This is a genomic window from bacterium, from assembly GCA_016716565.1.
In the GTDB taxonomy this organism is placed as follows: Bacteria; Bacteroidota; Ignavibacteria; order Ignavibacteriales; family Ignavibacteriaceae; genus IGN2.
Window position 1 is genome coordinate 1,041,075 of the sequence record JADJWC010000001.1, and the last position, 15,539, is coordinate 1,056,613.

The 15,539-nt window shown below is 34.5% G+C and carries 14 protein-coding genes; all 14 read right to left on the minus strand.

The window, feature by feature from the left end:
• Position 1: 1 nt before the first annotated feature.
• Positions 2–256 carry a T9SS type A sorting domain-containing protein gene (locus IPM14_04485; GenBank protein ID MBK9097378.1) on the minus strand — a complete coding sequence of 85 codons (255 nt, stop codon included), beginning with the start codon at positions 254–256 and terminating at the stop codon, positions 2–4.
• Positions 207–2,102, minus strand: a complete 1,896-nt coding sequence (locus IPM14_04490; protein ID MBK9097379.1) for a hypothetical protein — start codon at positions 2,100–2,102, stop codon at positions 207–209. Before IPM14_04490 ends, IPM14_04485 begins: the two co-directional genes overlap by 50 nt.
• A gap of 25 nt (positions 2,103–2,127) precedes the next feature.
• Positions 2,128–3,582: a T9SS type A sorting domain-containing protein gene (locus tag IPM14_04495; GenBank protein ID MBK9097380.1), complete on the minus strand. Its 1,455-nt coding sequence runs from the start codon at positions 3,580–3,582 to the stop codon at positions 2,128–2,130.
• 21 nt (positions 3,583–3,603) lie between these two features.
• Positions 3,604–5,592 (minus strand): T9SS type A sorting domain-containing protein, encoded by a 1,989-nt coding sequence (locus IPM14_04500; protein MBK9097381.1) that lies wholly within the window; start codon positions 5,590–5,592, stop codon positions 3,604–3,606.
• A gap of 38 nt (positions 5,593–5,630) precedes the next feature.
• The gene (locus IPM14_04505) at positions 5,631–7,073 is read right to left on the minus strand and encodes a T9SS type A sorting domain-containing protein (GenBank protein MBK9097382.1); all 1,443 of its coding nucleotides are present in this window, start codon (positions 7,071–7,073) and stop codon (positions 5,631–5,633) included.
• Positions 7,074–7,389: 316 nt separating this feature from the next.
• Positions 7,390–8,523, minus strand: a complete 1,134-nt coding sequence (locus IPM14_04510; GenBank protein MBK9097383.1) for a BamA/TamA family outer membrane protein — start codon at positions 8,521–8,523, stop codon at positions 7,390–7,392.
• A 128-nt stretch (positions 8,524–8,651) separates the two neighbouring features.
• The gene (locus IPM14_04515) at positions 8,652–9,050 is read right to left on the minus strand and encodes a hypothetical protein (GenBank protein ID MBK9097384.1); all 399 of its coding nucleotides are present in this window, start codon (positions 9,048–9,050) and stop codon (positions 8,652–8,654) included.
• Positions 9,051–9,073: 23 nt separating this feature from the next.
• Positions 9,074–9,478: a hypothetical protein gene (locus IPM14_04520; protein MBK9097385.1), complete on the minus strand. Its 405-nt coding sequence runs from the start codon at positions 9,476–9,478 to the stop codon at positions 9,074–9,076.
• Positions 9,479–9,584: 106 nt separating this feature from the next.
• Complete coding sequence (locus IPM14_04525; GenBank protein ID MBK9097386.1) at positions 9,585–10,598, minus strand: hypothetical protein; 1,014 nt, start codon at positions 10,596–10,598, stop codon at positions 9,585–9,587.
• A gap of 55 nt (positions 10,599–10,653) precedes the next feature.
• Positions 10,654–11,940 (minus strand): tetratricopeptide repeat protein, encoded by a 1,287-nt coding sequence (locus tag IPM14_04530; GenBank protein MBK9097387.1) that lies wholly within the window; start codon positions 11,938–11,940, stop codon positions 10,654–10,656.
• 69 nt (positions 11,941–12,009) lie between these two features.
• Entirely contained in the window at positions 12,010–12,651 is a 642-nt protein-coding gene (locus IPM14_04535) for a hypothetical protein (GenBank protein ID MBK9097388.1), read from the minus strand.
• A 44-nt stretch (positions 12,652–12,695) separates the two neighbouring features.
• Positions 12,696–14,006 (minus strand): tetratricopeptide repeat protein, encoded by a 1,311-nt coding sequence (locus tag IPM14_04540; GenBank protein MBK9097389.1) that lies wholly within the window; start codon positions 14,004–14,006, stop codon positions 12,696–12,698.
• A 24-nt stretch (positions 14,007–14,030) separates the two neighbouring features.
• Positions 14,031–14,654: a hypothetical protein gene (locus tag IPM14_04545; protein ID MBK9097390.1), complete on the minus strand. Its 624-nt coding sequence runs from the start codon at positions 14,652–14,654 to the stop codon at positions 14,031–14,033.
• Between the two features lie 71 nt (positions 14,655–14,725).
• On the minus strand, positions 14,726–15,529 hold the full coding sequence (locus tag IPM14_04550; GenBank protein MBK9097391.1) for a hypothetical protein: 804 nt from the start codon (positions 15,527–15,529) through the stop codon (positions 14,726–14,728).
• Positions 15,530–15,539 lie beyond the last annotated feature (10 nt).

The window sequence follows — 15,539 nt, forward strand, 5'->3', positions numbered from 1 at the left end:
ATTACTTAATTATAATCATTTTCTTTGTTTGAATAAAGTTTTCTGTCTTCAACTGATAGAAATAAACTCCGCTAGGATAATTGTCCGCGTTCCATTCAACCTCATAATTGCCTGCGGATTTGTATTCATCAACAAGTGTTGCAACTTCATTACCGAGCACGTCATAAATTTTTAATGTTTGATGACTGCCGACAGGTGACTGCCAACTAATTATCGTGCTTGGGTTGAATGGGTTGGGGTAGTTTTGATGAAGAATGTATTGAGTTGGGTGTTTTTACATCATAGTTATTTTCGATAAATGTGACTCCACCATTGGTTGTTTTCATTATCGTGCCAAATTTCCCAATCGTCCAGCCAGTATTTTCATCCAAGAAAAAGATTTCTTCAAAGTCAAAGTTGGTTCCAACTGCTTGAATTTCCCAGTTGATTCCACCATCGGTAGTCTTGAGTATAGTCCCAAAATATCCATCTGCAAAAACTGTAATATTATCTACTATATCGATTGAAGATAGCAACCAATATGTTCCGCTGTTCTGAGCGAACCATGTAAGACCTCCATCAGTCGTTTTTAAAATAGTACCTGCCTCGCCGACTGCCCATCCGATATTGTGATTTGCAAATTGAACCGAAAGCAGATTATTTGTTGTTCCACTTGATTGCTGATTCCAGGTTATTCCACCATTCGTTGTATTAAGAATTACCCCAAATTCTCCTACTATCCATCCATAGTTAATATCAATAAAGTGAGTAGAGCTTAACGATTCCGTTGTTCCACTGGTTTGAAAATCCCAGTTAATTCCACCATTTGTTGTATTTATTATAGTACCAGAATTCCCGACTGCCCAACCTGTGTTATGATTAATAAAAAAGATTGAATATAAATCGTGAGTCGTTCCACTCATCTGTGAATGCCAATTCAATCCGCCATTAGATGTATTTATTATTACTCCATCGGTTCCAACGATCCATCCATTATTAGAATTAATGAAGCATACAGAATTTAAACTCTCAGTGATTCCACTTGTTTGAGTGTTCCAATTTGTTCCACCATTGGTTGTATGTGAGATATAGCCATCGACACCAACAACCCAACCATTATTGAAATCAGGAAAAAAGGTTGAATTTAGATGTACTATAGATCCACTTGACTGAGGATCCCAATTTTGTCCTCCATTTGTTGTATGGATAATTGTCCCAAATGTGCCAACTATCCATCCAGTATTACTATTCGAGAAATCAATAGAAAGTAAGGCCTGAGTCGTTCCGCTCTGCTGCTGATTCCAATCGGCACCAGAGTTTGTGGTGATCAATATTGTGCTTCCTCCACACACCCATCCGATCATGTTATTAAAATGGCCAGAACTGAGACTTGAAAAATCACCACTTTCTTGTGAATTCCATATTGAACCTCCGTCGGTAGTGTGTACGATCGTACCAACTTGCCCAACAGCCCACCCTGAAATTGTATCAATAAAATAGACTGAGTTTAAGTTTAATGTTGTTCCACTATTCTGAATATTCCAGTTCAATCCTCCATCTATTGAATTTAGGATAATCCCAAATTCTCCTACTGCCCATCCAGTATTTTTATTGCTAAAAAAAATTGAGCTTAACTTTTGACTCGTTCCAGAATTTTGAAAATTCCAGCTCTCGCCACCGTCTGTAGTATTAATAATGATTCCATTGTATCCAACACTCCAACCTGTATTTTCATCAACAAAGAAAATGCTATTAAGCCAAAACACACCGAGACTATCAACCGTCCAATTCTCTCCTCCATTTGTTGTTTTTAGTATTAACGACCAAGCACCAGGACCTTCGAAACCTATTGCGCTTATCCATCCAGTATTATCAATAAAATATACAGATGTATACGATCTGGGAATTCCTGTTTCAAAAGAAATATCCATCCAATTTTGACCAGCATTAGTTGTCTTTAATATTGTTGCAACTTCACCAACTGAGATGGCCTCATTTTCATTAAATACATGAACATCTCTTAAACCATTACCCTGTGGAGATGGATTCTGCCAAAACCATTGAGGATAACTATTATTTATTAATAGTATAATAAATAATGACACAGTATGATTTATTTTCATATCAACCTTCATTAAATAATTTAGATTATTTAATTAAAATCATTTTTCTGGTCGCAATGAATTCATCAGTTATTATCTGATAGAAATAAACTCCGCTTGGTTGATTCCTTGCAAGCCACTCAACTTCATAGCTTCCTGCAGGTTTGTATTCATCAAGAAGGGTTGAAATTTCATTACCTAAAACATCGTAAACTTTTAGAGTCACATTATTGCGCACAGGTAAATGATAACTGATTACCGTTGAAGGATTGAACGGGTTGGGGTAGTTTTGGGATAAAGAAAAATCTGATGGCACTATTCCGGTTGTCGTTTCAATGTTGGTTAAATCAGCTGTGGTTTTAATCAACCAGATATCCTCGCTACCAGTACCGAATGAACTGGTATGTCCAGTAATTATATACCCTTTATCATGAGTCTGTTCAACTGCAAATCCCCAATCCTCATAATTTCCACCAAATGTTTTTGTCCACACCGTGTCACCAAAGGCATCTGATTTAATTAACCAAATGTCATTACGAGGTGGAATAAAATAATCAATTCTTCCAATTATAATAAATCCACCGTCAGAAGTCTGTTGAGCAGAATGACCATATGAATCTAAAGCACCTCCAAAATTTTTTATCCAAAGCGTATCTCCAAAGGCATCTGTTCTAATCAATAAAATATCAAAGTTACCGATGCTATTTTGAAAAATAGCTCCTGCAATTATAAAACCACCGTCAGACGTTTGCTGAATAGAATGACTCCAATAATCATCATTTCCGCCATAAGTTTTTGTCCAGAGTGTATCTCCTGAAGCATTAGTTCTAATTAACCAAACATTATACAATCCGGGTCCAAACGATGAGGTATTACCGGTAATTATATAACCACCGTCAAGGGTTTGTTGAACACAGGAGGCACCATCTGTATATACACCTCCGAAAGTTTTGATCCAAATAATATTACCGGAAATGTCAGTCTTTATTAATAATGCATCTTCGTTACCAGAGCCTGATGAGGTAGTTCCTGTTATAATATATCCACCATCACTTGTCTGCTGGACTGCACTACCATAATTTCCTTCATAAGTTTTAGTCCAGAGTGTATCACCGGAATCATCTGTTTTAATAAGCCAGACATAATTGTTGTATGAACCAAATGATGTTGTCATACCGGTTACAATATATCCTCCATCTGTAGTCTGCTGAACTACTAAACCTTCATCAATTGATACACCACCATAAGTCTTTGTCCAAATAATTTCACCAGAGACATCGGTTTTAATTAACCAAACATCAGTTTCACCCGCACCGAACGTTAAAGTTTTTCCAGTGATAATATATCCTCCATCAGTGGTTTGTTGAACCGAATATCCCCAGTCGCCAGAATTTCCTCCAAAAGTTTTTGTCCAAAGTGTATCAACCTGAGCTTGAATGTCAGAGAAAGAAATTAGAATAAGTAATAAAATAAAAATCAGAGATATAATTATTTTTTTCATTCATACCTTCTATTGTTTTTTTTACTTCATTAATATCATCTTTTTTGTCTTAATAAAGTTTTCAATTTTTAACTGATAGAAATAAACTCCACTTGGTATACCACTTGCATTGAACTCAATTATATAAGTACCTGCTTCTTTTTCTTCTCTAACAAGAGTTTTAATTTCCTCGCCCAATGAATTAAATACTTTTATTAATACGTTCGACTTTACCGGAATACCATATGAAATTGTTGTCGCAGGATTAAAAGGATTCGGATAATTCTGATCTAGTCTATAGAAAGCGGGTGCTAAATTATCTATCAATACTTCATCGCTGTATTCGTAGCTGCCATTGTAATCAATTTGTTTTAATCTGTAGACCAATGAATTAGTTTTTATTTCTCTTACATCATCAACATAGTTATAGTTAATTATTTGAGTTGTTGTCCCGGAACCCTGAACAAAACCGATTCTTACCCACTCATTATTTTCATTTCCACCAATTATTTTTCTTTCGATTTCAAAACCAAGGTTGTTTGTTTCAGTACTGGTGGTCCAATGCAGTTTTACTTTACCAAATTCTGATACTGCAGTAAAGGAAGAAAGTTCTACTGGTACATTGTTAGCATCAAAGTTGAGATCATAAAGAATTTGAGAACTAATTGATAGATCTTTTGTTACCGTTATTGAATTTAGTGCATTACTTCCTTGACCCACAACATAAGCCACAAATACTTCATATTCTTCTCCTGCTTTTAGAGTAAAGGGGCCAATATTTTGCATTTGTCTTTGATCAATTGTTGAATTATTTATCCAGCCAGTATTGGTAACCGGATCACCGGATAACCAAAAGAATGGATTGACATCTGCACAATTAATACCACCTCTCACATCTCCGTAAGGGAAAGTACACGGATCAATCATATTCCCGATTTTATCAAGACCCAGTATATAATTTCTTGCTTCGAAAGCTGTATTGGGATCATTCAAAGTCGGATCGCCATTTCGATATTCAATTGATGAAGAAAGGATTTGATTTTTTGCCCCTGGATATAGTGTGACACCAAGAAACTGTCCACGATGAACAAAAGCTGTGTCAAGCGGAGTATCAATTCCTTCGTTGTAGCTTCCATTTCCATTAATATCAATGAAAGTTTCACCAGGGATATAAATTCTTGGACCAGCTAAAAATCTATCGAGGAATGTTGGTGGATTATTGCCGTATACGGGATCTGATCCATCATTATAAGTAAAACCGCTTTGTAACAAAGTATCACAGCCAACAAGATCATCGGTAGCACTTCCGATATCAGGATCACCCCAAACTCCAAAGTAGACATCAGTCATTTCATTAGCGACTACACCAGTGTTCTTAATCCTGTACCTTATGAAAATAGTATTCTGTAAATAAGGTGAGCTTGAATAAGCAAATACCGTTTGTCTGATTTCAATACCTTGTGGCTCAACTGTATTCCAACGCCTTTGTAATGCTGGCAAACCATCGTGATAAACACACCAGAGCATTTCATCGCCAAGCAAATCAGGACGATCTTCATTTGGATCCCATTGATTATTTCCATTTAGATCAACTGGATTGTAAAAGCCATCCAGATCACCATCGTAAAAATCAGCACCAAGTGCTACGGCATCTACCCAATCCACCCAACTTTGTCCGAAAGGAATATCATTACTTCTCAATCTATAAAGTACTGCGTTGAAATTATAAGGATCACCGAAAGGCCCTTTTAAGTAATCCTCAACTAATGAAGCAGAAGCAACAGCATTAGCCCACAAAGTTCCGTTGCTAAATCCGCTTAAAAAGAAGCCAGCTGAAAAAAGGAAAACATTTTCTGCAAACTGTCCGCCCGAACCAAGTGGGGGAATATTGGCATCGGCTAAAACACCTTTATTGTTTAATGGTAAATAAATGTTATTGATGTTTAAAGCATACGCTTCACCAACTTTCTGGGGGAATAATTCAATAACGCAAAACACAATAAATGCCATCGAGAATATTTTAATGTTCATTTTGTCCTCCTAAAATATTTTTGGATAAATGTTATTAGTCATTGTATTAAAATCATTTTCTTCGTGTCAATGAAATTTTCTGTCTTCAACTGATAGAAGTACACACCGCTTGGATAATTGCTCGCATTCCACTCAACTTCATGATTACCTACAGGTTTGTATTCATCAACAAGAGTTGCAACTTCATTTCCAAGCACGTCATAAATTATTAATGTTTGATGACTGCCTACTGGCGAATGCCAACTTATCTTTGTGCTTGGGTTGAATGGGTTGGGGTAGTTATGGAACAAAACAAATTCATTTAGATAGATAATTTCTGATTCAACATCAGTTACAGTATCATAAAATTTTAATAATAATCCCGCACCATATTCAACTGCTTTGGGAACAAAATCGTTGCATAGTACAATCATTTTATTTTCCGGAAGGATGGGTCCAGTAGCAGTTGCGGTACTCTTAATTTTTAATTCAAACCATTCATTATTTATTTCAACCAGGGGCAGGGTAGCATACGTGATGGGATTTTTAATTATGCCATTTTCATCAAGAGCTGAGCCCCATCCGCCACTCTGTGCTGGTGCTAAGTAGAATTGATTAACTAATGGATGATTATAAGTGTACTTAACAAGTTCAATCAGATAATCCTGCCAATTAGAATACCAGGGAATATTATTAGTGTCCACAAGATTTATAGCGGATCGAAATTCGTTTAATACATTTGGAATGTAAACTACAGATGGAACAATTAATCCACCTGAAATTGCATGTTCATATTCGTCGACAATCAGTTCAAGTTTGTCAGGATTCAACGGAGTACCTTGATTCAATTCAACCACATCCATCCCGTGGTTAACTATTTTTACGTGAGAAGGAATGGAGAGATCAGCAAGCAGATGAAGTATATGACCAAGACATTGGTAAGCTTTTGCTTTTTCACCACTTAGATATAACTGAACAGCATTTTCCCAAATATATGAATTACATGAATAGTTAGCCCATTCGACTGTTGTAGAGTTAGCTCCCGGCCATTTAAATTCCTGTACAGGATCATAACCATGATTTAGTCCGCGGTACCAGCCGCTCAAAGTGCTTCTGTATGATCCATAAGGAATTTTGGAGAAGGAATAATACCCGCCAAAATCAAATTCAGGTCCTTGACCCCATGGATTCGGGAAATGGTCCCCGATTATTCCGGGAATTGCTTCAAAATCTTCGCTATAAGCTCCGGCTTCTAATCTATCTTTAATTTCCTGAATTGTAAGTGATGGATCATCAAAGCCTGCCACTACTGCTAGTTCAAAAGATTTAAGGACGATTTCTCTGTGGTTGGGACTTGCAGAATAAAATGGTTGGGTGATTTCATCTGACTCTTTCTGAACGTTGTTCGTTCCGTTTATGAATGTTTGTGATGAAATAATGAACGAATCTGTTACACCGATGCTAAAAGTGATAATTAAAAAAGTATAAATAATTTTTCTCATAACTGTTCTTTTTTTAGTTCAATAGTAAAAACTAATTCGTAACCTATTGTCATAAAATTGTCAGCTAGTTGTAAAAAATAGATAACAACCAATAATTCATCATTAGCAATCGATTGAGTCTCGAAATCAATACTTTGACATAAACACAGAACTTATATTTAAGAACTGCATCCAGGTCTAAGGAGAACAGAGCAGTGAGAAGAGAGCAGGCGATGATTAGTTAAATCAAATGCCTTTCCTTAGAGAATAGATGTATATCGGATAAAATAGTCTTTTTATAAATATGTGTCAATAGGTAAGTAGCAAGTAATTAAAATTAATAAATATGTCCAAAGTTTAAGTAAAAGCCGATATCGTTTTTATAATAACCAACATCCGCGCGAACGATAAAATTATCCATAAAAAAACGAAGACCAACTACAGGATTAACAATCCAATCAATAGCATCTTCAGGATATAAATCCTTATTTGATCCATAGCCAATATCCAGACCTGCAATTGCACCAAACCTCCACCAGATGGGAAATCTTAGTTCGTTATTAAAAAGGAATACCGAGAACAATCTGAGTTTATCCATCGGAACACCACGCAAAGTATTACTGCCTCCGACAGGTATTGCCAGAAATTGTGATGAACCTGATTCTGAAATCAGAACCTGTTCCATTGCTCTGCTGGCAAGAACAAGATTATTAAAAAATATTTCTGTGAAATAACGAACAACAAAAGCTTGTTTAAAAAAAGAACTGTTACTTTCAAAGAAGTCGGGAGCGTATTCAAGATCAACTTCGAGAACCAGTCCGTCGGAGGGCTTGATGTAACTGTTTCTTGTATCCCATTTCGCATTAAGATTCATAGATACAAATTTTACAGAAGGCTCTAACAGATATTTGTTTTCGACTTCGTCAGGAGAAGTTAAATCAGTATCTCTTCTGTAATTATATGTAGCTAAAGAAGTGAATTTTAACCCAAACCAGCCGGTGAGATCTTTTCGGAAAGCGTGATTCAGAAATATTTTTGTTTCGATTAATTCATAATTGCATTGATCCGTGAACTCAACATTTTGGTAAGCGGGATTTGTTTCTTCATTTTCAAAACCATAATAGTATAAGTTATAAGTCTTCCATTTATCGTATTCGAAAGAAATATCCAGCGCAACGGGGAACTCAGTACCTTGACGACTTTCAAAATCAGGGATAGAAAAAACAAGCTTATACCACTGTTCGCCTTTTGTGCTGTTGAACAGAATAAGATCAAAACTTTCTTCTGCATTCAGTCGATCGTAAAAAAATACTTTCAAACCATATCCGAGACCTGTATCAGTATCGTAGCTAAGTATTGGCAGCGGCTCAATTCCTGCACGTTCGGTGGAATCGGATTGTGCACAAAGATTAATATAAACCGTACTAAATAACGCTGAAGCAAATAAAGATATTTTAATCTTACAAAACATTTTAATTCTTATTCAAAACAAAACGTTTGTTAAATAGATAATTATTTTTTTCATAACTCTTCCAAGAATCAACGGCTTAGATATTCACTCGTAAAATATATATTCAATTAATTTTCATTCTCATTTTATTATTTGGTTCCAAGGAAAAAACCAGGATCACTAACAAACGCGAGAAAAACTATCACGAAGACTACAGTTCCTACAATAACCAATGCTGTTCCTGCAACATCTGTTTTTTCTATTTGAAGGTTTTCTATGTCTATGGTTGGAATTTTATCGATAATTTTATCTCGAACTTGCAATCGATAATTATTCTTATATATAAATTTTGATGAGGTAACAAAAAGAGTATCTTTATCATAATAATAATCCTCCGGACTTAAGTAGTATATCGTATCTTTTGTCGTTATATTCAAACTCAAGTTTTCATCAAAGCTATATTCCTCAGGTGATATCTGTTGCTGGTAATAACAGCCAACCAAGTTCAGCAGGGAAGCAATTGTTAAATAAATTATTATTTTTTTCATAACTCATCCTTATGAATTAGGTACTATTTTCCGAATATAGGGCCGTAAGTAGCATTCTCTAACGCTATTGCATAGATTATAGCAGCAATAGCTATGATTCCAATAGTAATGACTGATACCAATAAAATGGTATTACCAGAATCTATTCTATCAGTTTCAATTAATTGAATATCATTTAATGGGAATCCTATCCACTTTTCTTTCTCATTATTATTATCCAGAGTCTGTTTCATAATAACAAATAAGGTGTCTCCTCTTAACTGATATTCATACGGATTAGAAACATAAACGGTAGAATCATTTTTAATAATTTTAATCGGATTGTTTTCGCTAAAGTCATAATCGTTTGGACTCATTTGCTGCTGGTAATAACAGCCAACCAAGTTCAGCAGGGAAGCAATTGTTATATAGATAATTATTTTTTTCATAAGTCCTCCTAATGTTAAATCAATAACCTAAATTCTTCCTGATTGAGAGACTTGGCTAATTTCTTTATCAGACTCTTATTTTCTTGTATTGATGCTACCTCAATTATTATTTTGGCCAAATTTGTTCCCATTTGGCACCATCATCCTGTGATCTGTAGATTTTATAATTAGTGTTATCCCAGGTTTTAACGTATAATTTGTTATTAGGACTGATAATAAATTGCTGTACCCAACTTTCAGGGAAGTTAACGCTTACCTTACTCCATTGAATACCATTATCTATAGAACAATAAACCTCGTGTTGTTCAGTAATTGCAAAAATTTGATCCTGTGAATTAACTGCAATGTTAGTGATGTCACTATTTGAAACGATAGTTTTCACCCAACTGTTACCATTATTATCACTATAGTAAATCATTCCGGTTTTAACAGAATCACTCGGGTTATAGGTATTAACAACAGCGAAGATTCTATCTTGTGAATTAAATGCTAATCCACCAAAGGAATAAGGAGAAGCTCCTGATATATTTTGCGATGATAGAACGGTATTCCAACTATTACCATTGTTTACAGAGCGAATAACTGCACCCAGAGTAGCAAACATATAATCTGGAGCTATTAAATTTGACATATTATATAGCATCTCGGATAATAACTCTTCCCAGCTTTGTCCACCGTTTGTTGACCTATATAATTTTCCAGGGTATGCATCTGCCCAAATAAATAAATGTTCCTGTTTATTAAAAGTAAGCAAATGCAATCGAGATAAAGTTTTGTTTGTAACCCACCCCGTTGATGAAAAAGTTTTACCACCATCAGTTGAACGACATAATGTTTGCATTGTCGTGTATGGTCCGTCTTTTTTATAACTCATACAATAAATAGTGCCTGATAGACTAATTGAAACGAGATTGGATGGGGAACGATTTACATATTCCCACGTTTCACCATCATCCGAAGATTTACATAGTCCCTCATTCGTGGCAACAAATAATTGATTCTGGTTCCCAATAGCCAAAGAATATGCTTCCCCGCTAAATTCTTCAGGCTCAGTACTTGATGAACAAGCATTCCAGACTATGGCTGCTAAAAAAACACAAACTATTACTATCTTTTTCATAACTCCTCCTTTAGGATAATTATTAACTTATTGCTAGCTCTCATTGATTGAATTACTATCGATTTATATTCTGATTCAATTTATCTATAAGCCAATCTATATCGGATTTTGCCACCTCCGTTAACTTGTGTAGGAGAGCATCCCTATTTTTTGCCATTACTACATTGTGCATTGCCATTTTAAAATCATCTATTTTGTAATATGCAAAGGCTAAGTAATAATAAACCCAGGGACTCTTGTCACCAAGATTAATGGACTTTTTTAGTTCATCAACAGCTTTTTGATATTCTTTATTTATATGATAATATTGTCCTAACTGATAATGGGACTCAATTACCAGTGAGTCTATTTCAACAGATTTCTTTAAGTATTCAATTGCTTTTGGAAAATCATTCATATCCGCATAATTTCTAGCAATACTATTGTGGCATTTCCAACTATGCGGATTTAGCTCCAAACATTTTTCACAGTCAGAAATCACTTGCTCGTTATCTCCGAGATTCCATAACCAAATTGATTTTAGCAGATAATACCTTTCTTCGTTACTGTTTAAACTTATCGCTTCTTTTAGCTCATCCACAGCTTCTTCACGATCATCATCATAATAGAGATAAAAAGAATAGTAGTAATGTGCCTCGCTATTATTTGGTTCCTTTTCAACCCAGTCCTCAAATTCAGAATCTGATTTCATTAGGATCTGGTAAAATTGATTTTGCAAATTTGGAAAATAGCCGTACATATTGCGTAACAAGAATAATTCATCTACAGCTTCTTTATATTTATTTTGAATTCCATAAATTGTCCCAAGATTAAAGTGAGCCAGACAGTTATAAGGGTTTATTTGAATAGCCTTTTTGAAGTTGAGCTCAGCTTGAGCTAAATCCTCCTTTTTCTGATATGCATCTCCCAAATCGATATAATGATCTGCATTTGTACTGTCCTTAGATATAAGAAATTTATGTACAGCAATTGCGGAATCAAGTTTGTCCGAATCAATATAAGCGTTACCAAGATTCATAATAATTGGATAAGCAGATGAATCTAATTTGATGCATTTATGATAATATGAAATAGCATCTTCAAACTCTTCCTGCAAATAATATACATTGCCTAGTTCACCGTAGGCATATGCATTGTTTGGATCTAGTCTAAGCAGTTTTTCTAATGACATAATCGCTTCATCGTATTCTTCATTGTATGAAAAGTTTATTGCTTGTTTCATTAGTGAATCTAATGTGCTTGTTTGAGAGAATGAGATATGAATATTCATCAGTATAGTTAAAGAGGATAAAAGTATCCTCTCCATTTTAAATAATTTCAAATAAGAAAAAATATTTTTCATAAATCCAACTTTAATTTTTAATTAAAGAAATAAAAGCCTCGCTTAGTAAGAGGCTTTGCAATTTTTTATTTAATAAATAATTTCGACATAAGTTGTATCTTGAGCTTGAATGTTTATTGCTAATGTCGAGTCAACGAGTATACCATTATGACTTGAAGTCCATAAAATTTCTCTTAAGCCAGGTCGAGATGATAATGTGACTGTTGTGTCAATGTTTGCACCTTCAAATCGAACAGTTCCCATACTGTTGCTTCCAGTACCTGGATACGAAATCCAAATGATATCATTATCAGCAGAGGGGGGAATGTTTGTAGTATGAAGTTTAAGGTATGCAAACTGTGTTAACCTAATAGTCTCAGGAATATAACCCAGAACTTCACCATAACGGTATAGAGGGTTATAGTTATTTTTTTGGATATCTAAAAAAAATAGTGAGAAGTCGGATTCATATTCAAAGCAGCATTCACCTGAACTGTTCGTATATCCAACATATTGCCAGGAAACATTCGTCTCCCGTGATTTAACAGTTAACCTTAAGTATACAGAGTCCAAAGGACTATTGTTTAAATCGTCCACAATAGTGAAGCAAGTTGTAGTATTACCGGTTTCTGAATCACTGCCAAAATCACAAGAAGTAATAATTGCTCCAACCGATAATATCAGAATCGTTGAGAGTTTCTGTTTGATTTTGTAAACAATCCCTTTTTTCATAACTCCTTCTCAGTAATTAAAATAATAACACAAATTGTTGTTTATTACTTTTTTGGTTCTTGTCTTACTTTTGTTTCTATTGATCTTAATAAGCGATCTGCGTAAGCCTCCCATTGCTTTTTTGTTCTTTCTTCAGGAAAATTTATATACTTTGCTTTCATAGCATTTTCTATTGCAGTTTCATAATCCTCTAAAAAGTAAGCAGCTTCAGCAATTCGGAAATAAATTACAGGATTCTTTACACTATAGTTGATTATGAGATTTAAAGCTTGGTTGTATGAATTCAGCGCCTGTTCATATTCTATATTCATTACATAAATTTGTCCTATATGTAGGTGAGAATCTATTATTAATGAATCTGCCTCAATAGCTTTTTGATAGTAAGTCAAAGCTGAACCTAAATCATTTAGGTTGGAATAATTATAAGCAATTTCATTGAGACACATCCAATTGGTTGGATTTAGTGCAAGACACTTTTTACATTCAACTATAGCATCTTCATATTCTTCCAGGTTGTGTAGCCAAATGGCTTTAGTGAGGTAATATTTTTCTATCTTATTATTTATTTCAATTGCATCGTCCAATTCATCAATTGCATCATCACAGTCATCTCGATACCAAATAAAAAATGCAAGATAATAATGCGCTTCACTGTTGTTTGGTTCTGTCTCAGCCCATTTTTTGAACTCTGATTTTGCAGTTTCTGTAATTATTTCTAAACGATCCTGCAATTGGGGATACCAGCTATCCATATTTCGAACAAGAAATAATTCATCGATGGCTTCTCTATACTTTTTTTGATTATAGTATGTCATTGCAAGATTTACGTGTGCCATTGTGCAATAGTAATTCAAATCAATAGCTTTAATAAAACATTCCTGAGCTTTTACGATTTCCTGCTTTTTCATATATGCGTCACCAAGGTTAACATAGTTTCCAACATACAAGCTGTCTTTGGAAATTAATAATGTGTGTACAGTTATTGCTGAATCGAGTTTACCCGCATCAATGTAGGCATTACCAAGATTTTCATATACCGGAAGAATGGTAGAATCAATTTCTATACATTTTCGATACATTCTAATAGCTTGTTCATACTTACCTTGAAAGCTAAATGTATTGCCAAGCAAACTATAAGCAATTGCTGAATTTGGATTCACTTCAAGAAGTCTGGTTAGAGTTTTTACGGCCGACTCATGATAACCAATACCCAAATAATAATTAGCTTGTTGAAATAATGAATCTTCAGCAGTAATCTGAGAAAACGTAAAATAATTTGCTACCAGTATAAATGAGGTAACAAGAATACTTTCCTTTATTCTAAAAAACTTTGATAGAAAAAAAGTATTTTTCATAACTCCTTCTTTTTGAGTTAATTGTTAATCTTCATCGCATTTAAATGTTGCCAGCACATTATTTATCTGATCAAAATCTTTTCCTGAATCAAGTATATCCTCGCCACCATCTTCTTCAATCCTGAAGAGATAAAAAATTCCATTATCCTCAAAACTATTTGGCAGATACATATATAGTTGACCATAACTTGCTTCAGACGATCCGTAATTCATCTTGTAAAACAATTTTTGGTTAATTATTAATGTATCGCGCTTATTGATGTCAGGTTTGTAAACAAATGTTAGCCCTTGTAACTCCTCCATTATTTGAAATTCTTTATCGACAAACCTGTTTACAAATTCTTGCCTGTTAATATTCTTAGTAGACATATTTGTCAGCTTGCGATAAATGTTAATTGAAGTGCCGCTTCTTTTGCCACCGGAAACGTAATACATAAATCCCGTCTCAAGATTATAAAAAAACAATTGTTGAGAGGTTTTGTCATATTGGTATTCCCAACCATCACCAATGGGGGAGTGAATTGAGTAGCTTTTAAGTTTGACGAGATTATCGGATTCGATGTTTAAAGTGTTGTAACCAGATCCACATCTGCAAAGAAATACTATAGACAAAAAGAGCAAGACTAATATTTTCAAATATGTTTTCATCTCATCCCCCTTTAATTTTTAATTAAAGAAATCAAAGCCTCTCTAGTTGAGAGGCTTTGATAATTTTTTTATCAAAAAATATAATTAGCACCAACAGCTATACTTCCTTCCAGATTAGATTCAATTTGTCCTATTCTTCCTTTTAACAGAATATCAAACTGATCTGCTATCTGAATATTTTGCTTTACTGCTAATCCCGCATTCTGAAACGGACCGGCTGATAAACCCAGCCAGGTAATGTTTCTTGACTCTTTACTTCCAAAACCAAAACCCATATCAAACATTCCTCCTCCCGAAAGTAATGGGACGTTACTTAAATACTGGCTCGAGAAGTGAAAAGCTTCTTTATTCCCGATTCGAAGTAATCCAGTAAACTGAGTCTTTCCATCCATAGCGAAATAATCATTAATATTTTCATCGTAGATGTTTTCGGTCAGGAAGAGTGCGCCAGCGTTCAATTCAAAGTATTTATGATCAAAGGCAATAAATGGATTGAAATAAAATGATGAATTACTGGCGTCATAGTAATCGTAGAGATATCCGTACTCATTTGATTCTGAATCATCTAATGAAAAGCCTCCTGCTCTTAATCCAAATTTGAATTCATCAATTTTATGTGATACGGAGCCTCCATAATCAAAGAAAGTATTTTTTTCTATACTCATTACCTGTCCTTCACAGTTGTAGCTTACGTTTGCATATTTTCCTAGTCCCATCATAAAATCAATGAATGTAGAAGATGTTCCCGTTGAGTCAGGTGTAAAGCACACGATGTTTGGATAAAGTAAACTAAGTAATAAAATCCTGGTCTTGTTCTTTAAGAACCAATTTGATAATCGCTTACTTTTCCTTTTAGCTGTTATTCTTGTTTTCATTGTGCTTCCT

Coding starts and splice junctions, on each gene's coding strand:
- IPM14_04490 (MBK9097379.1), bottom strand. CDS start 2,102: ATGAAAATAAATCATACTGTGTCATTATTTATTATACTATTAATAAAT.
- IPM14_04495 (MBK9097380.1), bottom strand. CDS start 3,582: ATGAAAAAAATAATTATATCTCTGATTTTTATTTTATTACTTATTCTA.
- IPM14_04500 (MBK9097381.1), bottom strand. CDS start 5,592: ATGAACATTAAAATATTCTCGATGGCATTTATTGTGTTTTGCGTTATT.
- IPM14_04505 (MBK9097382.1), bottom strand. CDS start 7,073: ATGAGAAAAATTATTTATACTTTTTTAATTATCACTTTTAGCATCGGT.
- IPM14_04510 (MBK9097383.1), bottom strand. CDS start 8,523: ATGTTTTGTAAGATTAAAATATCTTTATTTGCTTCAGCGTTATTTAGT.
- IPM14_04515 (MBK9097384.1), bottom strand. CDS start 9,050: ATGAAAAAAATAATAATTTATTTAACAATTGCTTCCCTGCTGAACTTG.
- IPM14_04520 (MBK9097385.1), bottom strand. CDS start 9,478: ATGAAAAAAATAATTATCTATATAACAATTGCTTCCCTGCTGAACTTG.
- IPM14_04525 (MBK9097386.1), bottom strand. CDS start 10,598: ATGAAAAAGATAGTAATAGTTTGTGTTTTTTTAGCAGCCATAGTCTGG.
- IPM14_04530 (MBK9097387.1), bottom strand. CDS start 11,940: ATGAAAAATATTTTTTCTTATTTGAAATTATTTAAAATGGAGAGGATA.
- IPM14_04535 (MBK9097388.1), bottom strand. CDS start 12,651: ATGAAAAAAGGGATTGTTTACAAAATCAAACAGAAACTCTCAACGATT.
- IPM14_04540 (MBK9097389.1), bottom strand. CDS start 14,006: ATGAAAAATACTTTTTTTCTATCAAAGTTTTTTAGAATAAAGGAAAGT.
- IPM14_04545 (MBK9097390.1), bottom strand. CDS start 14,654: ATGAAAACATATTTGAAAATATTAGTCTTGCTCTTTTTGTCTATAGTA.
- IPM14_04550 (MBK9097391.1), bottom strand. CDS start 15,529: ATGAAAACAAGAATAACAGCTAAAAGGAAAAGTAAGCGATTATCAAAT.